This is a genomic window from Pseudomonas sp. CC11G, from assembly GCF_056174845.1.
This window is the reverse complement of record NZ_JBWBZC010000006.1, coordinates 258793-278298: the sequence shown is the minus strand read 5'-3', so window position 1 is coordinate 278298 and position 19506 is coordinate 258793. Positions and strand designations below refer to the sequence as shown.

Here is a 19506-nt window from a genome sequence, read left to right as displayed (position 1 = left end):
AAGAGCGGCTCAGCGCAGCGGCAGATGCCGACTCAACAACGCCCGTAACGCCGCCGGCTTCACCGGCTTGGGCAAGTACTCAAGCCCCGCCGCGTGCACCTGGGCAATCAGCTCCGGCCGTCCATCGGCACTGATCACCACACCCGGCACCGGCTCGCCCAATCGTGTGCGCAGCCAGGCCATCAGTTCGGTGCCGGTTTCGCCTTCGTCCAGGTGGTAGTCCACTAGCGCCAGTTGTGGGCGGACGTCCTCGGCCAGCAAGTGCTCGCATTCCAGGCGATTGCGTGCCGTCCACACCTGACAACCCCAGCGCGACAGCAAGCTGTGCATGCCCACCAGAATGCTGTCTTCGTTGTCGATGCACAGCACGTGCGCGCCACTCAGGTGATGGCCGTTGGCGTCGCTGCCGGTGCCATTTACGGCGACTGGCGACGGTGCCTTGGCCAGCGGCACGGTCACGCTGAATACGCTGCCTTTGCCCGGCCATGAGCGCACTTCCAGCTTGTGCCCGAGCACCCGGCACAGGCCGTCGGCAATCGCCAGGCCCAGGCCCAAGCCTTTTTCGGCGCGGGTCTGGTGGCTGTCCAGGCGTTTGAATTCCTCGAAGATCACCGCGCGCTTGTCGTCGGGAATACCCGGGCCACGGTCCCACACCTCCAGACGCAAGCCTTCGTTGCAACGGCGCACGCCGAGCAGCACATGGCCGCTGGCGTAGCGGAAGGCGTTGGTGAGGAAGTTTTGCAGTACGCGGCGCAGCAGTTTGATATCGCTGTCGACGCGCAACTTGCTGCCGCGCAAATGGAAGCTCACGCCTTGTTCTTGGGCCTGCGCTTTGAACTCGGCGCCGAGGGTGTCGAACAAGGTGTTGAGTTCGAAGGCGTGACGGTCGGGCGTGATGCGGCCGTTTTCCAGGCGGGAAATATCCAGCAGGTCGCTGATCAAGTCTTCGGCTGAACGCAGCGAGCTATCCAGATGGCGGATCAGTTGCTGCGCCTCGGCCGGCAGCGCGTCTGGCTGGTGGGCGAGGGCGGCGGAGAACAGCCGCGCGGCGTTCAACGGCTGCATCAGGTCGTGGCTGACGGCAGCGAGGAAACGGGTTTTGGACTGGTTGGCGCTTTCCGCCACACCCTTGGCTTCGCTTAACGCCAGGTTCAGCTGCGACAGCTCATGGGTACGCGCCGCCACCCGTTGCTCCAGGCCTTCGTTGGCTTCTTTCAGTCCTTGCTCGGCCTCGCGGAACGCGGTGATGTCGGTGAAGCTCATTACAAAGCCGCCGCCCGGCATCGGGTTGCCGATCAGTTCGATCACCCGGCCATTGGGGAACAGTCGTTCGGACGTGTGCGCGCGCCCCTGGCGCATCCAGTACAGGCGCCGCTCTACGTGGGCATCCGCCTCGCCTGGCCCGCACAGGCCGCGCTCGGCGTTATGGCGAATGATGTCGGCAATCGGCCGGCCCACGCTGATCAAACCATCCGGGTAGTCGAACAGTTCCAAGTAGCGGTGGTTCCAGGCCACCAGGCGCAGCGAGGGGTCGACCACGCTGATGCCCTGGGTGATGTTCTCGATGGCGCCTTGCAGCAAGGTGCGGTTGAACTGCAGCACCTCGGAGGCTTCGTCGACGATGCGCACCACATCTTCGACCTGCATATCGCGACCTTCGATGGCGGCCTTTACCACCGCGCGGGTGGACGAGGCGCCGAGCACGCCGGCCAGCAGGCGTTCGGTGTGGGCAATCCAGTCGCCGTTGGCTGGCTGGTCGGGGTTGAAGCTTTTGCCCTGGCGGTAGGCGAAGCGGATAAAGCTTTGCTGCGCGCGTTCTTCGCCGACAAAGCGGCTGGCCAGGTTCAGCAGGTCATCCACCTGCACGGCGAGCTGGTTGCGGCTGCTGGGCTTGTTGCCGAATTCCTGGCTGATAAAACGCCCGGCCTGCCAGTGCTCGGCCACCCTCGTGCGGGAAAAATACGACACCCAGACAAACAACGTGCAGTTGCTGGCCAACGACAGCACCACCCCACGGGTAAGCGGGTCTACCTGAAAGCCGATGGGTTGATACAGCAGAAACTCCAGCCCCGGAAACTTCGCCAGCGACCAACCCAGGCTATGGGCCACCACCGGCACCACCAAGGTGTAGAGCCACACCAGGCAGCCGGCGGTAAGACCGGCGAATACGCCGCGGCGGTTGGCCTGCTTCCACAGCAACGCGCCGAACATGGCCGGCGCCAACTGGGTAATGGCGGCAAAGGAAATCTGCCCGATGGTCGCCAGGCTGGCGTTGGAGCCGAGCAAGCGATAGCACACGTAGGCCAGCAGCAAAATGACCACGATGCTCACGCGGCGCACCGAGAGCATCCAGTGGCGGAAGACTTCGAAGGGCCGTTCCGCATTTTGCCGGCGCAATAGCCACGGCAGCAGCATGTCGTTCGACACCATGGTCGACAGTGCCACGGCCTCGACGATCACCATGCCGGTCGCGGCGGAGGCGCCGCCGATAAACGCCAGCATCGCCAGCGCCGGGTGGGCATGGGCCAGCGGCAAGCTGATGACGAAGGAGTCGGGAATCACGCCAGCGGGCAGCAGCATCTTGCCGGCCAAGGCGATAGGGATAACGAAGAGGGCGGCCAGCGCCAGGTAGGCGGGAAACACCCAGCGCGCCAGACGGGTGTTTTTCGGCTCGATGTTTTCCACCACCGTGACGTGAAACTGCCGTGGCAGGCAGACGATGGCCATCATCGCCACACCGGTCTGTACGATCAGCGACGGCCAGTTGATGGTCTCGGCCCAGAAGCTTTCCAGCTGTGGCGCGGCGGAGGCCTGGTCGAGCAAATCGCCAAAGCCATTGAAAACGCCCCAGGTGACATAGGCGCCGACCGCCAGAAATGCCAGAAGCTTCACCAGCGATTCAAAGGCGATGGCCAGTACCATGCCGCGGTGGTGCTCGGTAGCATCGAGGTTTCGCGTGCCGAACAGAATCGAGAAGAGCGCCAATACCAGCGATACCACCAGAGCGGTGTCTTGCGAGCGGGTGCCGGTGGTGTCTTGCACATGGCCGGTGCCGATCAGCATGTTTACGCCGAGCACGATCCCTTTGAGCTGCAGAGCAATATACGGCAGTACGCCGACCAGGCAGATAAGCGCCACCACCACGGCCAGCAACTGCGATTTGCCGTAACGGGCGGCGATAAAGTCGGCGATGGAGGTGATGTTTTCCTGCTTGCTGATCATCACCATCTTCTGCAGCACCCAGGGGGCGAACAGCATCAGCAGAATGGGGCCGAGGTAAATCGGCAGAAACGCCCAGAGTTGCCCGGCGGCCTGGCCTACGCCGCCGAAGAAAGTCCAGCTGGTGCAGTACACGGCAAGCGAAAGGCTATAGACCCAGGCCTGCACATTGGGCGGCATGGGTGTGCGGCGCCGGTCGCCGTAGAAGGCGATGGCGAACATGATGGCCATGTAGCACAGGGCGACCGTGGCGATCAGCCCGCTGGACAACGACATGGATGCTCCGAAAATTCTGGGTTTTATTTGTACTGCCGGCACCTCGAGGCGGAACGCCGAGGTGCTGGTGAGTGTCGCATCAAAGTGTCATTCAGTCAGGCGCGACTAAGGTCGCACGCCCTGATTGCTACTGCCGGGAAGCCGCGCTTTTAAAGGAAGTCAGTCATGTTCAAACCCCAACTCATCACCTTGCAACGGGGTGCGTTACGCCTTGAGCCCATGCTCGATGCGGATATTCCGGCGCTGGTGACGCTGGCCGAAGCCAACCGCGACCAGCTGATTTATATGAGCGGGCCGCTGCGTCTGGATTGGTACCGCAATGCCCTGAGCCAGCAGCGCGAAGACCAGGCTCTGCCGCTGGTGGTGCGGCTGGGCGAGCGGCTGGTGGGTACCACGCGGTTTTTCGATTTTCAGCCGCCGCTGCCATCTTGCGAAATCGGCGGCACCTGGCTGGATGCCAGCCAGCACGGCACCGGCCTTAACAGCATGATCAAGTACCTGATGCTGCGTCACGCCTTCGAAAGCTGGCGCATGGTGCGCGTGCAACTGCGCACGGCCGGCAGCAACCTGCGCTCGCAAGTGGCCATCGACAAGCTCGGCGCGGTGCGCGAAGGGCTGTTGCGCAACCACCGGCGCCTGGCCGATGGGCGTCTGGACGACAGCGTGCTATATAGCCTCACCGACCGCGAATGGCCGGCGGTTAAACAGCAGTTGGAGGCGCGTTTCAGCGGGTAGCTTGGCGGGTGAGTGAACAGGCAACGTTGAGGCGCGACCGTCAGGCGTGTGCAAGATTGTTCAAGACCGCGAGCGAGGTCTGACTTACGCTAGTGGGTCAGGAGGAGCATCAATGACCCGCTCGCAGTTGTTTGTTTATGGTTTGCGCGACAGCGTGCCGATGATCGTCGGCATCGCCCCCTTTGGGATTATCTACGGCACCCTGGCCAGCGTGGCCGGCCTTAGCCTTTGGCAGGCGTTGGGCATGTCGATGTTGGTGTATGCCGGTTCCGCGCAATTTATTGCCATCAGTTTGCTGACCGCCGGCACCGGCGGCGCGGTGATTCTGTTTACCACCCTGATCGTCAACCTGCGGCATGTGCTCTATAGCGCATCGCTGCAGCCCTATATCGCCCACTTGCCGCAGACCTGGCGTGTTCCGCTGGCCTTCGGCCTGACCGACGAAACCTTCGCCGTGGTGCAGCGCCGTTATCTGGCCCATGGCGCTGGCGACCATGGCCAGTGGTACCACGCGGGCGTGGCGCTGGCCTTGTACCTGTGCTGGGTCAGCTCATCTTTGCTCGGCGTGTTGTTTGGTCAGGCCATGCCGAGCCTGGCGGGTTGGGGTCTGGACTTCGCCATGTTGGCGACCTTTATCGGCATCGTCGTGCCCCTGCTGCGTAATTTTCCGCAGGTTGCCGCCGCGCTGGTGGCCGGTGCGGTGGCGGTGGTGTGCCACGGCTTACCGTACAAGCTCGGGCTATTGGCGGCGGCGATGGCCGGGATTGTGGTGGGCGTGGTGTTGGAGCGTCGGGCGCAACCTGCACTGGCCGGGGAGGGCGTGTGATGCAGACCTGGTTACTGATTCTGGGAATGGCGCTGATCACTTTTGCCGTGCGCTACAGCCTGTTCGCCTGGCCCAATCTGCGCTTTCCGCCGTTGGTGCTGCAGGGGCTGCATTACGTGCCAACCGCCGTGTTGACCGCGATTGTGGTGCCGGGGATGTTGCTGCCCGATGGTGAGCACCTGGCGCTGCGGCTGGATAATGCCTACCTGTTGGCGGGGCTGGGGGCGATTGTGATTGCGGCCGTTACCCGGCATCTGCTTGCCACCATCGGCGGTGGATTTGTGTTGTTCTTTTTGCTGCGCTGGGTGTTCGGGCAGTTGCCGTTGTAGGGCACGTAACCGCGTCAACGTTGTGGAACACGTAATCGGCGGATACTCCTGGCGGGGTATTCGCCCTACATATTTTCGTATTTCTCTGCACAAAATCCGTTTCGCCCTGTGGCTTTGTGCCATGCACATGCAGTCCAATGCTGGACGGCCGGCGTGGCCTCATACAGGTACACAGGGATCATGACCACACACTCGCAGTTTGCCTTGCTGGGTAAAAAACGCTTTTTGCCTTTCTTCGTGACGCAATTGCTCGGCGCCTTCAACGACAACATCTTCAAGCAGTCGCTGATTCTGGCCATTCTCTTCAAGCTCACTATTTCCGGCGACCGCACGGTGCTGGTGAATCTGTGTGCGCTGTTGTTCATCCTGCCGTTCTTTTTGTTCTCGGCCCTGGGCGGCCAGTTCGGTGAGAAGTTCGACAAGCACAAGCTGATTCGCGCCATCAAGCTGGCGGAAATCTTGATCATGTCGATCGGGGCCGCCGGCTTCCTGTTGAATAACCTGACGCTGATGTTTCTCGCCCTGTTCGGCATGGGTACGCATTCGGCGCTGTTCGGTCCGGTGAAGTATTCGATTCTTCCGGCCGCGTTGCAGGAAGACGAACTGGTGGGCGGCAACGCCTTGGTGGAAATGGGCACCTTTCTGGCGATTCTGGCCGGCACCATTGGTGCCGGCGTGATGATGTCGGAGCACATTTACGCGCCGCTGGTGGCCACCGCTATCGTGGCCATCGCCGTTGCCGGTTACCTCGCCAGCCGTGGCATTCCACCCGCCGCGGCGGCGCTGCCGACGCTGGTGCTGGACTGGAATATTTTCCGCCAGTCGTGGGCCATTCTGCGCATGGGCCTCGGCCAACGCCCGGCGGTGTCGCGCTCCATTGTGGGTAACTCGTGGTTCTGGTTTCTCGGCGCCATTTATCTCACCCAGATTCCGGCCTACGCCAAAGAGTGGCTGTTTGGCGACGAGACCGTGGTCACCCTGATTCTTACCGTGTTCTCGGTGGGCATCGCCCTTGGCTCGATGCTCTGCGAGCGTCTGTCGGGCCGTAAGGTAGAGATCGGTCTGGTGCCGTTTGGCTCCATCGGTCTTACCGTCTTCGGTATTTTGCTCTGGTGGCATTCGGGCAGTTTCCCGCAGACCGCCGAGGCGCATACCTGGCTGCAAGTGCTGAGCTACGGCCAGGCATGGTGGGTGCTGGGTGACATTCTCGGCATCGGTATTTTCGGCGGCTTTTACATCGTGCCGCTGTACGCGCTGATTCAGTCGCGCACCGCCGAGAACGAGCGGGCGCGGGTGATTGCCGCCAACAACATTCTCAATGCGTTGTTTATGGTGGTGTCGGCGATTGCCTCGATTCTGTTTCTGACCGTCGCCAAGCTGAGCATTCCGCAGCTGTTCCTGGTGGTGTCGCTGATGAACATCGCGGTGAACAGCTACATCTTCAAGATCGTGCCCGAGTTCACCATGCGTTTCATGATCTGGCTGCTCAGCCATTCCATGTACCGCGTGGAGCACCGTGACCTGGAGCAGATTCCCGACGAAGGTGCGGCCGTGTTGGTGTGCAACCACGTGTCGTTTGTGGATGCGCTGCTGATTGGTGGCGCGGTGCGCCGGCCGATTCGCTTTGTCATGTACTACAAAATCTACAACTTGCCGGTGCTCAACTTTATCTTCCGCACCGCCGGCACCGTGCCGATTGCCGGGCGCAGTGAAGACCTGCTGATCTACGACCAGGCGTTCAAGAAGATTGGCGAGTACCTGAAAAACGGCGAGCTGGTGCTGATCTTCCCCGAGGGCAAGTTGACCACCGATGGTGAGATCAATGAGTTCAAGGCCGGGGTGACGCGCATTCTCGAAGAGAACCCGGTGCCGGTGATTCCGCTGGCGCTGCAGGGGTTGTGGGGCAGCTTCTTTAGCAAAGACCCGGGCAAGGGGCTGTTCCGTCGGTTGTGGTCGCGTATCACGTTGGTAGCGGGTGCGCCCCTGGCGCCGGAAGCGGCTACGCCGGCGGTGTTGCAGGCGCAGGTTGGGGAGTTACGTGGGGCTGTTAAGTAAGTTTTCGCCATTCCCCGTCGTCCCCGCGCAGGCGGGGACCCAGAATCTCGAGTCTTATCAAGCCAGGTGCACGACGCAGGATTCTGGATTCCCGCCTGCGCGGGAATGACGGAGTTGGGTTGAAGGTCAGTGACTGAGCTTGAGCCCAACCAACCCACAGATAATCAACGCCACACTGCCCAAGCGAATCAGGGTAATGGCTTCGCCAAACAGCATGATGCCGGCGATGACCGTACCCACGGCACCCACACCCGTCCAGATCGCATAGGCGGTGCCCAGCGGCAGCTCTTTCATGGCCAGGCCCAGCAAGCCCAGGCTGATCAGCATGGCGCCAACGGTAAGGGCAGTGGGGAGAGGGCGGCTGAAGCCGTCGGTGTATTTCAGGCCAACGGCCCAAGCCACTTCGAACAGGCCAGCGACAAACAGAATGATCCAGGACATACGACTACTTCCACAGAGAGTGGGGTCGTCCCCGATCTACTAGGCAGGCCCGAGGTCGTCCTCAGGCTGTGCAGTATTTTGCACAAAGCTCGCCCGAGGGCAAGCCTTGAGATTGTTTCAGGATAAGGGCTGCGCCGGTTTTTCCAGCTCGCTTGGCGCGACCACATCGTCTTGCATGCGGCGGAACCAGGTGGCCAGCAGCGCCCCGGAAATATTGTGCCAGACGCTGAACAGCGCGCTAGGCACCGCCGCCAGTGGCGAGAAATGCGCGCTGGCCAGTGCGGCTCCCAGGCCGGAGTTCTGCATGCCCACTTCCAGTGCCAGCGATTTGCGTTGCGCCAGCGGCAACTTGAAGACCTTGCCGGTGAAGTAGCCGAGCAGAAACCCGAAGCTGTTGTGCAGAATTACCACCGCCATGATCAGCAAGCCAGACTCGGCGATCTTCGCCTGACTGGCCGCCACCACGGCGCTGACGATCAGCACAATGCTGACCACCGACACCAGCGGCAGCACATCCACCGCCAGCCGCGTGCGTTCACCCAATAGCCGTTGCGCGACCACACCCAGCACGATCGGCAGCAGCACCACCTGCAAAATCGACCAGAACAGATCGGCGAATGACACCGGCAACCAAGCCGAAGCCAGCAGCCAGATCAGCGCCGGGGTCAGCAGCGGGGCGAGCAGGGTGGTGACGGCGGCGATGGCAACCGACAACGCCAGGTCGCCCTTGGCCAGCCAGGTCATCACGTTCGAGGCGGTCCCGCTTGGGCAGCAGCCGACCAGAATCACACCGACGGCAATTTCCGGCGGCAGGTGAAACAGCTGACACAGCAACCAGGCCACGCCGGGCATGATCACAAAATGGGCGACCACGCCTAACGCCACACGCCAAGGGTGGCGGGCGACCTCGGCGAAGTCGTCGAGCTTGAGGGTCAGGCCCATGCCGAACATTACGACGCCCAGCAGCGGCACGATGGCGACCTTCAGGCCGATAAACCAACTCGGCTCAAAGAACGCCACCACGGCGAACAGCAGCACCCAGTAAGCGAAGGTATTGCCAACGAATCGGCTAAGGGCTGCCAGAACGCGCATGGGTAATTCCTAGTGGTTAGATGCCTTGCGGGATTTCTTCGCCGCCGAGAGCTTCGAACAGCTGCGGCAGGAACTCGGTGAAGGTCAGCATCATCAGGGTGAAGCTGGCGTCGAGTTGGCCCAGGGCTTCGTCGCCACCGTCCTGTTCGGCCTGGTCGGTGAGCAGGTCTTCAAAGCGCAGGCGCTTGATGATGGTTTTGTCGTCGAGCACGAAGGACAGTTTGTCTTCCCAGGCCAGCGACAGTTGAGTGACGAATTTGCCAGCCGAGAGGTGCAGCTGGATTTCTTCGCTGGTCAGGTCCTGACGTTTGCAGCGCACGATGCCGCCGTCTTCCTGGGTGTCACGCAGCTCGCATTCGTCCAGCACGTGGAAGCCGGGGGCGGCGGTCTGGGTTTTGACCCATTCGGTCATGGTGGCGGTCGGCGCGACTTTTACCGACAGCGGGCGCACCGGCAGCGAGCCGATGGCTTCGCGCAGGGTGCTCAGCAAGTCTTCCGCTTTTTTCGGGCTGGCGGCGTTCACCAGAATCAGGCCCTGCTTCGGCGCGATGGCGGCGAAGGTAGAGGAACGACGGATGAAGGCGCGCGGCAGGAAGGCCTGGATGATTTCATCCTTGATCTGATCGCGTTCCTTTTTGTAGACCTTGCGCATTTGCTCGGCTTCGATTTCTTCGACCTTCTCTTTGACGGCATCGCGCACGACGCTGCCCGGCAGAATGCGGTCTTCTTTGCGTGCGGCAATCAGCATGAAATCCTGGCTGATGTGCACGAGCGGAGCATCTTCGCCTTTACCGAAGGGGGCGATAAAACCGTAGGTGGTCAGTTCCTGGCTGGCGCAGGGGCGAGCGGGTTTGGCGGCCAGTGCGGTTTCCAGTGCTTGCGCATCGAAGGGCAGATCTTGGGTGAGGCGATAGACGAGCAGGTTACGGAACCACATGAGGGGGGAACTCCAGTTTTTCGCAAAGCGCGCATTATTCCCCCCTGAGCGTCATTGGCCAACCCTACGCTAAGCCTTTGGAACGTCAGTAAAAATTATTTAAAAAAGCGCTTGCCAGGTTTGGGATCGCTACGTATCATGCGCCCCACTTCGAGAGTGAAGGGTGATTAGCTCAGCTGGGAGAGCATCTGCCTTACAAGCAGAGGGTCGGCGGTTCGATCCCGTCATCACCCACCAATCTTGAGGTTACGCGCAGCGGTAGTTCAGTCGGTTAGAATACCGGCCTGTCACGCCGGGGGTCGCGGGTTCGAGTCCCGTCCGCTGCGCCATATTTAGCTAGCTCTATAGACTGAAGTAGAGCAAGCGCTTAGAAAGCGACCTTAGGGTCGCTTTTTTCGTTTCTGTCCTGTCGATTTTCTGTTTTAAAGGCACACCCTCCCGCATCTCGGTCCAAATCTTTCCTTCTCATAGACGTCCCCTGGACTATCCCTGTTCAACGGTGACCTTCTTCTGCTGCGCAACTCCGATCGCCTTTCTCCGTGCGCGCTACGAGAAGTAATCCCGCTGGGCGCGTGCTATTGGTTAGGTCTATGTAAGCGATCGCCCAGTGGCAGGGCGTTTTTACGCCGGCACGGGGTGCCTTTCTCCGTAGCTGATGGCGCTTTCTCGCACGCCCAAGAACAGCGCGCCTGAGGCTTTTCCCCAAAGCATGTGCCAGAGCGCTAATACGCTCATTCTTCTGACATTTCGCTGACCCCTGCGCCTACAGAAAAGCCTTTTACACTTAGGAACTTATCGCGTTTTCGTGGTTCGTATCCCCGTAGCCAGTGATCCCGGCGGCCTGCTAAGCTCGCAGCTTCACTCGATTGCCCTCTTTAAGCGCACGAACAAGGAAATAGCATGAGACAACATCGTTTAGCAGCGGCTGTGGCCCTGGTTGGCCTGGTGCTCGCCGGCTGCGATTCGCAGACCAGCGTGGAGCTCAAAACCCCCGCACAAAAAGCTTCCTATGGTATCGGCTTGAACATGGGCAAAAGCCTGGCTCAAGAAGGCATGGATGATCTCGATTCCAAGGCTGTTGCTCAGGGCATCGAAGACGCTATCGGCAAGAAAGACCAGAAGCTCAAAGATGAAGAGCTGATGGAAGCCTTCGCAGCGCTGCAAAAGCGTGCTGAAGAGCGCACCGCCAAGCAGGCTGAAGAAGCTTCTGCTGCCGGCAAGAAATACCTCGAAGACAACAAGAAGCGTGAAGGTGTAGTTACCACCGCTTCGGGTCTGCAATACGAAGTCGTCACCAAGGCCGAAGGCGCTCAGCCTAAAGCTACCGACGTAGTGACCGTTCACTACGAAGGCAAGCTGACTGATGGCACCGTGTTCGACAGCTCCATCAAGCGTAACGAGCCAGTTGACCTGCCCGTTAGCGGCGTGATTCCAGGCTGGGTTGAAGCCCTGCAACTGATGCACGTTGGCGAGAAGATCAAGCTCTACATTCCGAGCGAACTGGCCTACGGTGCCCAGAGCCCGAGCCCGGCGATTCCTGCCAACTCGGTACTGGTTTTCGATCTGCAACTGCTGGCGATCAAAGATCCTGCCGCTGCTGCAGCACCGGAAGCCGAGCCTGCTCCGGCTCAGTAATACCTTCGAGCTGTACCGCAACGCCCCGTCTCGACGGGGCGTTGTCGTTTTCGGCTGATGGAAGAGCAAAACAACGAACCACGGGTTGACTGCCGGGTCTCAAATAAGCATGGGTGTTACGGTTATGCACATTTCGCGAACAACTCGCATTGACGTCAGGTGACACTCACGTACCAACTCTATATTTTTTATAACTACATGATTTTGTTTGTTTTTTTACGCTGATTAAAAAATGCCCGATCTGTAGCAAACCCCCATGGCGCGGGCTTTTGCTTCAGGGGGCGGCAAGTTGTTCACAAGGTTATCCACAGGATCGGTGGATAACCCAGCCGGCCCAGTAAGCACGCGGGCTGAGGAGGTTTATCGATGAAAACTCCATGGAATTTCGCCCGTTACCTGCCTATTGCCCAACGCTTTATTGCGCGCGGCAGATTGCCGGCATTGCTGCTGGCGGTGACGCGTAAAAGCGCGACCCAGGGCGGCCGCCTCGGTGCGGCGAAGGAAGAACTGCGAGTGTTACTGGCCTTGTGTATGGCGTGGTGGCGGGGCGAGTACCGCGGCATCAGTTCCCAGGCGTTGCTCTCGGTGGTTGCGGCGCTGCTGTATTTTGTCTCGCCCATTGATGCGATTCCCGATGCGCTGCTCGGCGTGGGGTTTGTAGATGACATCGCCGTGCTCGGTTGGCTGCTGCGCACCTGGAGTGTGGAGCTCGATGAGTTCCGCGCGTGGCTGGCTGCCCGTACGGTGGCCGAGCAGGAAGAACTGCTGCAGTTGCCATCATCGGTGCCATCAGTTGAAGGCAAATCGCCACTGTAACAACGCTGAAAAACTTGCCTCGCGCATCACGCCCCGTTCCGGTTTTGGCCTGTTAAGATGCGCGCTGACAAGGAAAGTGCTGACGCAGTCGGCACTGCTTTTCCATGGGGTAAGCGGTGATGGATGTGCAGGTAATCATGCGTGATGGCGAGGCCGAATATGCGGTGTTGCCATGGGCGGAGTATCAAGCGTTATTGCAGGCAGCAGGTCGTGCGCCTGCGCCGGTTTCGGCAGCCAGCGCACCTGCGCCAGCGGCCCCTGCAGCGTCCCGCTTCAGCGAGTTGAAAGCGCTGCGTGAAGCCAAGGGCTTGGCGATAGAAGAGCTGGCCCGCACCGTGGGTATCAGCCCGCATTATCTGGCGATGATTGAAAGCGGCGAGCGCGAGCCCGACTCGGCTATTCGCCGCGCCCTGGCCTGGAATCTGGGCGTTAGCAGTTGGGAGTCTGATACGTGAGCGTAAGCATTAGTCGCCAGCATTGGCAGGCGCTCCTGAGTGAATTGGCGCAGGCGCGTCGACAGCGTCATCTCCTGACCTACCGCGCCCTGATCGAACGCCTGGAATTACCCACCCCCGCCATGCAAACCCTGACTGCCGCCCTGGAACACCTGGCAGCTCTGGATGCACGCGCCGAATACCCGTTACGCAGCTCGCTGGTCATCAGCCAGGGCGCCAGCCGTTTGCCGCGCACCGGCTTCTTCGAGTGTGCCGTACGCCTGGGTCGTTTCAGTGGCCCCAGCGATGGCGTTGCCGCCGCTTCCTGGCACGCTTCTGAAGTGGTGCGCGTGTTCGAGTACGACTACCCGGAAGGTTCCTGAGTGGTCTACTGGCGTGTCAAAGCCCGCCTGGGCTACGCCGTTGCCCGCCGCCTGCTGCGTTGGCCTGCGCTGGTCAAGCAACCGCGTGTATGGGCCTGGATGGAAGGGCAATTCGCCCGCATGGCCGCCCTCGATGACGTCGCCGCACAAAGTTTCTACGGTCACCTGCTGGTGTTTCGCGGTCGCGGTTTTGGCGCCCGTGAAGAAGGCATTCGCCTGTTAGGCAAAGCGGCTGCGGCCGGTGATGCCAAGTCGGCGTATCAACTCGGTGTACTGAGCCTGGCGGGTGACACCCGTAACGCGCCGGATGGCATCGTTACGGCGCGCTGGTGGGCGATTGCCGCCGACGCTGGTCATCCCCTGGCAGCCCGCCGTTTAGCCGAGCTGTATGCGCAGGGCGAGCACGGCTTGGCGGCCGATCCGCAACTGGCCGAGCGTTATGCCCAGCGTGCCACCGAGCTGGGGCTATAAGTCAGGCCGAAAGCTTTTCCGTGTCGATGATATGCAAGCTGTAGCCCGGCACATTCTTGGCCTGACGTTTCGCTTCTGAGGCCAAGCCAGCCAGTTGCGCCGCATCCATCGTCGCGCAACTCGCCGGGTGCAAATGCACCACCCCCAACGACAGCGACAACAGTGGAAATTCCTCGCGCTGGCCCTTGCGGTTGTGGGACACAAAGCAGCCCGCTTCCAAGTGTTCAGCGCTGTAGAAACGCCGGCACTGGCCCTGGAAATCCTCCAGCAGATAATTCAGCCGCGCACGCCAATCTTCCGAGCCCAACACCAGTAGAAAATCGTCGCCGCCGATATGGCCGACGAAGTCGCGCGCGGGGTCGACACGCTCGCTCAGGCATTGCGCCAGGCACAGCAGAATCTCATCGCCCTTGGCGTAGCCGTAGAGGTCGTTGAAGGGTTTGAAACTGTCGATATCAACATAGCAAATCACCGCCTCGCGGGCCTGTTGCAAAAGACGCGTGAGGCACTGCTGGATCGGTACGTTACCGGGCAGCAGAGTGAGCGGATTTGCATGCCGGGCCTGCTGAATTTTCAGTTCGGTAATCAGCTTGAGCACATCGATCACCCGGCCCAAACCTTGGTAGCGACCATGGAGGGTGATGATGAAGTCTTCTTCCATCCGTTGCCGCGCGCGGCTGGTGAGCAAGCGGCTGACCTTTTGCAGACTCTGCCCCAGGTCTACGGCGAGAAAATCGTCGCTCATCAAACGGCTGATCGGCTTGCGCGCGAAGAGGTCGGTGGCAAACGGTTTGAGCAAGGCATCGGACAAGGAGTGGCGGTGCACGATGCCCACCGGCTGTTGTTCGGCGTTGAGTACCGCCAGCGAGTTGAGGTTGGCCTGGGCGCGAAACGCTTCCAGCACGGTGGCGACGGGCAGGTCTTCGCTGACCGCTGGTTGCTCATTGAGCAAGGCGCTCAGGTCGCTACCTTCTTCGGTAAGTGTCGGCGGGCTGGTTTCCAGTTTGGGCAGCAGGCTGCGGGCATCGCGCGGCGGTTTTTCCTGGGGGCGACTGAGCAGGTAACCCTGCAGCAGATCGACGCCCATTTCCGCCAGCACGGTGAGCTCTTCCACCAGTTCGATGCCCTCGGCAATCACCTGCGCGCGCGACGCTTTGGCCATTTGCAAAATGGAGCCGACGAACTCGCGCTTCACCGCATCCTGGTGAATGCCGTCGATAAAGTGCCGGTCGATCTTCACGTAATCCGGGCGCAGCTCCGACCATAACCGCAAGCTGGAATAGCCGGCGCCGAGGTCGTCAAGCGCAATGGAAAACCCCATGGCGCGGTAGTGATGCAGCGCGGTGTACAGCAGCGAGAAATCTTCAGTAGGCGATTGCTCGGTCAGTTCGATCACCACCTGGCTGGGTGGAATGCCGTAGTTCTGCAACAGCTTCAGGGTACGCCCCGGCTGGTGGCTCGGCTCCAGCAGCGAGTCGGGCGAGACGTTGAGGAACAACTTGCCTTCAAGCCTCTGTTCGCTGAACGAGCGGCAGGCGCTCTTGCGGCAGGCCTGTTCCAGTTCGCTCAGCCGGCCGGCATGGCGGGCTACGCCGAACAGATTGACGGGGGAGTGCAGGGGGCTATTCGAGGGGCCGCGGGTCAGGGCCTCATAGCCCAGAATGCGCCGCTCGGAGAGCGACACAATGGGCTGAAACAGGCTATGCAGGTCGCCGTGAGCAAGGATGTGGTCCAGCGCGCTCAACTGCTCGGTGACGGTCATTAAAGTCTCTCGATGTCCTGAAAACAAAAGGGGCTGATATCGCTATCAGCCCCGTATTTCACGACAGTTTGATGACTGCTTGATGACGCTCCGTCAGTGCTTGGCCATCGTCGAACTCAGGCCCAGGTAGTCGAGCAGAATCTGCCCGGTCTCGGACAGGTACGCATCGTCTTCTGGCTTCAGTTTGTCGTCTTCGGCCGGCAGCGCATCTTCGTCTTCTTTCTTCAGCTCCTTCAACGGCTCCTGGCCCTTGGCGGCACGGCGGGTGTTTTCCATGGCCAGTTGCTGGGTCTCGATGTCGGTATGCTGCGCGCGACGTTTGGTTTCGTTGAGGCTCACGGTGGTTTCGTGGCTCAGCTTCTGGGCCAGTTCGAGGCGCTCGCGGGTGAAGACGAAATCGGCATCTTTGGCTACGCGCGCATCGTGACGGGCCTTGAGTTCAACCAGGAACGGTTTGAACGGATCGGTCTCCGGTTTGATGGCCGGGCGGATGCTGTCCCAGGGCATGGCTTCGGGCAGGGCGCTCTCGCCGATTTCCTTGGTGTCGACCACCGCTGGGTAAGCGATGTCTGGCAGCACGCCCTGATGCTGGGTGCTCTGCCCGGAAACCCGGTAGAACTTGGCCAGGGTCAGTTTCAACTCGCCATGGTTCAGCGGTTGAATGGTTTGCACGGTGCCTTTACCGAAGGTCTGGCCGCCGAGAATCAGTGCGCGGTGGTAGTCCTGCATGGCACCGGCAAAAATCTCCGAAGCCGAAGCGGAAAGACGGTTCACCAACAACGCCATCGGGCCGCTGTAGTAAGTGCCTGGGTTTTCGTCAGCCAGTACATCGACTCGGCCGTCGCTGTTACGCACCAGTACGGTCGGGCCTTGGTTGATGAACAGGCCAGTCAGTTCGGTGGCTTCTTGCAGCGAGCCGCCGCCGTTGTTGCGCAGGTCGATGACCACGCCGTCGACTTTCTCTTTCTGCAATTCGGCCAGCAGTTTCTTCACGTCGCGGGTGGTGCTCTTGTAATCCGGGTCACCGGCGCGGAAGGCTTTGAAGTCGAGATAGAAGGCAGGAATTTCGATGACGCCGAGTTTGTATTCGCGGCCATCATGGTTGAGCTTGAGCACCGATTTTTTCGCCGCTTGCTCTTCCAGCTTCACCGCTTCACGGGTGATGGAAACGATCTTGCTGGTCTGGTCATTCGGGCCGTTGGTGGCCGGTACAACCTCAAGGCGAACCACCGAGCCTTTCGGACCACGGATCAATTTGACCACTTCGTCCAGGCGCCAGCCGATCACATCGACCATCTCGCCATCGCCTTGGGCCACGCCAACAATCTTGTCGGACGGTGCAACCTGCTTGCTCTTGTCGGCAGGGCCGGCGGGTACGAGGCGCACCACTTTGACGGTGTCGTTATCGCTCTGCAGCACCGCACCAATACCTTCGAGCGACAGGCTCATATTGATGTCGAAGTTTTCTGCGCTATCGGGCGAGAGGTAGTTGGTGTGCGGATCGTACGACTGGGCAAAGGTGTTGATATACGCCTGGAAGATATCCTCGCTGCGGGTCTGCTCCAGACGCGCCAGCTGATTCTTGTAGCGCTTGGTCAACAGCTCCTGAATTTTGTCGGGCTCTTTGCCGGCGATTTTCAGGCGCAGTACTTCGTCTTTCACGCGCTTGCGCCACAGCTCGTCGAGCTCGGCAGTGTCTTTGGCCCACGGGGCTTTTTCGCGGTCGACCATCAGGCTTTCATCGGCGCTGAAGTCGATCTTGTCGATACCCTTGTTAAGGATGCCCAAGGCGAAATCGAGGCGCTGTTTCAGGCGGTCGAGGTGACGCTTGTAAATGGTGAACCCGGGGTCGAGGTCGCCACTCTTAAGAAAATCGTCGAACTGCGTGCGCCATTTATCGAACTCGGCGATGTCGCTGGCCGTGAAGTAACTGCGCGAGGGGTCGAGCAGTTTGAGGTAGCTCTCGTAGATGATCACCGAGCGCTCATCGTTGAGAGGCGGCTTGCTGTAGTGATGGCGCTTGAGCAGCTCCACCACATTCAGACTGGCGATAACCTGCTCGCGGTCTGGCTGCAAGTTGTCCCAGCTGTTGTTCGCGGTTGGCGTGGTGGCGGCACATGCCGTCAGGGGTAAGGCACTGAAACCGATCAAAAGGGCTAAGGCGGTGCTGGGAACGAAGCGCTGCATGCTGAGTCGACGCGAGGGTAGTTGATAACGCATATTAGGCCGTCTTTGAGAGCGCCGGTTCCGTTGGGCCCCGGCTGCATAATGCAAATAGCTCGATGGTTCGCACCGGGCTCAGTCCGAAGTCACTATGGAGGCACCGTGAAGGCATTGCAAGGCGTTGAAGGACGCGCTGAATGGGCAGAACGACCAAGTCTCAGCTGCGATGTGGGGCAGATCCGAATTCGCGTTGCGGCGGCCGGTCTCAATCGTGCCGATCTGCTGCAGCGTGCAGGTCTTTATCCACCGCCACCGGGTGCCAGTGATGCGCTGGGGTTGGAGTGTTCCGGCATCGTCAGTGAAGTGGGGCCCGGCAGTTCCTGGCAAGTGGGCGACCGCGTTTGCGCGTTGCTCGCCGGCGGCGGTATGGCCGAAGAAGTGGTGGTCGATGGCCGCCACGCGCTGCCGATTCCCGAGGGGTTGAGCCTGGTCGAAGGCGCCGTGATTCCCGAGGTGTATGCCACGGCCTGGCTCAATCTGTTTCAACTCGCGCAACTCAAACCGGGCGAGAAAGTCTTGCTGCATGCCGGCGCCAGCGGCGTGGGTTCGGCGGCCATTCAATTGTGCAAAGCGTTTGGCAATCCGTGCTGGGTGAGCGTGGGCTCGGCCGACCGCCTGGCCTATTGCGAAAGCCTCGGCGCCCAGGGCGGCGTACTGCGCGATACCGATCTGGAAAGCCTGCGTGATTTCGCGCCGTTCGACGTGATTCTCGACCCGGTCGGCGGCAACTATGCGGAGCTTAATCAGAAGGTGGTGGCGCTCGATGGCCGCTGGGTGAACATCGGTTTGATGGGCGGGCGTGATGCCAAATTCGATCTGGCCGCGATGCTCGGCAAGCGCGTGCAGTTCATTGGCTCGACCTTGCGCACCCGCAGCGATCAATTCAAGGCGGACTTGCTGGGTGATCTGAGCCAGCAGGTATGGCCGCTGTTCACTGAGGGTCGACTCAAACCGCAGTTGGAGCGTACCTTTGCAGCCAAGGATGTGGAGGCCGCTTTTGCTGCGCTTGCCAGCAATACTGTGTCCGGAAAGGTTGCGTTGCTGTTAGACGAATCTCTAAGTTAATCAGCAGCTTCCATTACGCGTTTGTATTGCGGATCCATGACATCGATTTACTAAACCAATCGTTGTCATGGGTTCAATCAATGTGCTCTTTCAGTCACATCGGCCTACTATCCTTCCTGTAAATTTCTTAACCCTGAAATTTCTCAACCAGAAGGACTTACTGAATGTCTCTGATCAACACCGAAGTCAAACCTTTCGCCGCCAATGCTTTTCACAACGGTAAATTCATCGAAGTGACCGAGCAGTCCCTGAAGGGCAAGTGGTCGGTACTGATCTTCATGCCGGCAGCATTCACCTTCAACTGCCCAACCGAAATCGAAGACGCTGCCAACAACTACGCCGAGTTCCAGAAAGCCGGCGCTGAAGTTTACATCGTGACCACCGACACCCACTTCTCCCACAAAGTGTGGCACGAGACTTCGCCAGCTGTTGGCAAGGCCAAGTTCCCGCTGATCGGTGACCCGACTCACCAACTGACCAACGCTTTCGGCGTGCACATCCCGGAAGAAGGTCTGGCTCTGCGCGGTACCTTCGTGATCAACCCGGAAGGTCAGATCAAGACTGTAGAAATCCACTCCAACGAGATCGCTCGTGACGTGTCGGAAACCCTGCGCAAGCTGAAAGCTGCTCAGTACACCGCTGCTCACCCAGGTGAAGTTTGCCCAGCCAAGTGGAAAGAAGGCGAGGCCACTTTGGCTCCGTCGCTCGACCTGGTCGGCAAGATCTAAGAGACAGCTCGGAGCCTGCCATCAGGCTCCCCTGTTTCACGTAAGCAGCGCTGCGGGGCATTACCTGCTCCGCACGCCC

The 19506-nt window shown here is 60.3% G+C and carries 17 protein-coding genes and 2 tRNA genes; 13 read left to right on the top strand and 6 right to left on the bottom strand.

Features of this window, described 5'->3' with window-relative positions; all coding sequences use genetic code 11:
• Positions 1–9: 9 nt before the first annotated feature.
• Positions 10–3495, bottom strand: a complete 3486-nt coding sequence (locus AC0V2S_RS11235; RefSeq protein ID WP_475509811.1) for a hybrid sensor histidine kinase/response regulator — start codon at positions 3493–3495, stop codon at positions 10–12.
• 165 nt (positions 3496–3660) lie between these two features.
• On the opposite strand from AC0V2S_RS11235, the gene AC0V2S_RS11230 reads away from it, so the two are divergent.
• The 4 genes from AC0V2S_RS11230 (at position 3661) to AC0V2S_RS11215 (ending at position 7440) form a co-directional block, all read left to right on the top strand.
• Positions 3661–4230: a GNAT family N-acetyltransferase gene (locus AC0V2S_RS11230; protein ID WP_475509810.1), complete on the top strand. Its 570-nt coding sequence runs from the start codon at positions 3661–3663 to the stop codon at positions 4228–4230.
• A gap of 112 nt (positions 4231–4342) precedes the next feature.
• Positions 4343–5056: an AzlC family ABC transporter permease gene (locus AC0V2S_RS11225; protein WP_475509809.1), complete on the top strand. Its 714-nt coding sequence runs from the start codon at positions 4343–4345 to the stop codon at positions 5054–5056.
• Positions 5056–5385: an AzlD domain-containing protein gene (locus tag AC0V2S_RS11220; RefSeq protein WP_475509808.1), complete on the top strand. Its 330-nt coding sequence runs from the start codon at positions 5056–5058 to the stop codon at positions 5383–5385. The genes AC0V2S_RS11225 and AC0V2S_RS11220 overlap by 1 nt, the downstream gene beginning before the upstream one ends.
• Positions 5386–5565: 180 nt before the next feature.
• Positions 5566–7440, top strand: coding sequence for an MFS transporter (locus AC0V2S_RS11215; RefSeq protein ID WP_475509807.1), 1875 nt, complete (start codon positions 5566–5568; stop codon positions 7438–7440).
• A gap of 126 nt (positions 7441–7566) precedes the next feature.
• Here the strand turns inward: AC0V2S_RS11215 and sugE are convergent, their stop codons facing one another.
• The 3 genes from sugE to rdgC form a co-directional block, all read right to left on the bottom strand.
• Positions 7567–7881: a quaternary ammonium compound efflux SMR transporter SugE gene (gene sugE / locus AC0V2S_RS11210; protein ID WP_475509806.1), complete on the bottom strand. Its 315-nt coding sequence runs from the start codon at positions 7879–7881 to the stop codon at positions 7567–7569.
• Between the two features lie 117 nt (positions 7882–7998).
• Positions 7999–8973 carry a bile acid:sodium symporter family protein gene (locus AC0V2S_RS11205; protein WP_475509805.1) on the bottom strand — a complete coding sequence of 325 codons (975 nt, stop codon included), beginning with the start codon at positions 8971–8973 and terminating at the stop codon, positions 7999–8001.
• A 16-nt stretch (positions 8974–8989) separates the two neighbouring features.
• Complete coding sequence (rdgC, locus tag AC0V2S_RS11200) at positions 8990–9910, bottom strand: recombination-associated protein RdgC (RefSeq protein WP_475509804.1); 921 nt, start codon at positions 9908–9910, stop codon at positions 8990–8992.
• A 161-nt stretch (positions 9911–10071) separates the two neighbouring features.
• On the opposite strand from rdgC, the gene AC0V2S_RS11195 reads away from it, so the two are divergent.
• The 7 genes from AC0V2S_RS11195 (at position 10072) to AC0V2S_RS11165 (ending at position 13649) form a co-directional block, all read left to right on the top strand.
• Positions 10072–10147 (top strand) — tRNA-Val (locus tag AC0V2S_RS11195).
• A gap of 15 nt (positions 10148–10162) precedes the next feature.
• Positions 10163–10239 (top strand) — tRNA-Asp (locus AC0V2S_RS11190).
• A gap of 571 nt (positions 10240–10810) precedes the next feature.
• The gene (locus AC0V2S_RS11185) at positions 10811–11545 is read left to right on the top strand and encodes an FKBP-type peptidyl-prolyl cis-trans isomerase (RefSeq protein ID WP_475509803.1); all 735 of its coding nucleotides are present in this window, start codon (positions 10811–10813) and stop codon (positions 11543–11545) included.
• Positions 11546–11911: 366 nt separating this feature from the next.
• Positions 11912–12361, top strand: a complete 450-nt coding sequence (locus AC0V2S_RS11180) for a YkvA family protein (RefSeq protein ID WP_475509802.1) — start codon at positions 11912–11914, stop codon at positions 12359–12361.
• A gap of 119 nt (positions 12362–12480) precedes the next feature.
• Complete coding sequence (locus AC0V2S_RS11175; protein ID WP_475509801.1) at positions 12481–12816, top strand: helix-turn-helix domain-containing protein; 336 nt, start codon at positions 12481–12483, stop codon at positions 12814–12816.
• Positions 12813–13178 (top strand): hypothetical protein, encoded by a 366-nt coding sequence (locus tag AC0V2S_RS11170; RefSeq protein ID WP_475509800.1) that lies wholly within the window; start codon positions 12813–12815, stop codon positions 13176–13178. The genes AC0V2S_RS11175 and AC0V2S_RS11170 overlap by 4 nt, the downstream gene beginning before the upstream one ends.
• Positions 13179–13649 (top strand): SEL1-like repeat protein, encoded by a 471-nt coding sequence (locus AC0V2S_RS11165; RefSeq protein WP_475509799.1) that lies wholly within the window; start codon positions 13179–13181, stop codon positions 13647–13649.
• 1 nt (position 13650) lies between these two features.
• Here AC0V2S_RS11165 and AC0V2S_RS11160 read toward each other — a convergent pair whose 3' ends face one another.
• On the bottom strand, positions 13651–15411 hold the full coding sequence (locus tag AC0V2S_RS11160; protein ID WP_475509798.1) for a bifunctional diguanylate cyclase/phosphodiesterase: 1761 nt from the start codon (positions 15409–15411) through the stop codon (positions 13651–13653).
• 93 nt (positions 15412–15504) lie between these two features.
• The gene (locus AC0V2S_RS11155; RefSeq protein ID WP_475509797.1) at positions 15505–17598 is read right to left on the bottom strand and encodes a carboxy terminal-processing peptidase; all 2094 of its coding nucleotides are present in this window, start codon (positions 17596–17598) and stop codon (positions 15505–15507) included.
• 138 nt (positions 17599–17736) lie between these two features.
• Between AC0V2S_RS11155 and AC0V2S_RS11150 the strand changes: the two genes are divergently transcribed.
• Together AC0V2S_RS11150 and ahpC are read left to right on the top strand one after the other, a co-directional pair.
• Positions 17737–18699 (top strand): zinc-binding dehydrogenase, encoded by a 963-nt coding sequence (locus tag AC0V2S_RS11150; RefSeq protein ID WP_475509796.1) that lies wholly within the window; start codon positions 17737–17739, stop codon positions 18697–18699.
• Between the two features lie 164 nt (positions 18700–18863).
• Entirely contained in the window at positions 18864–19427 is a 564-nt protein-coding gene (gene ahpC / locus AC0V2S_RS11145; protein WP_475509795.1) for an alkyl hydroperoxide reductase subunit C, read from the top strand.
• Positions 19428–19506: the final 79 nt, after the last annotated feature.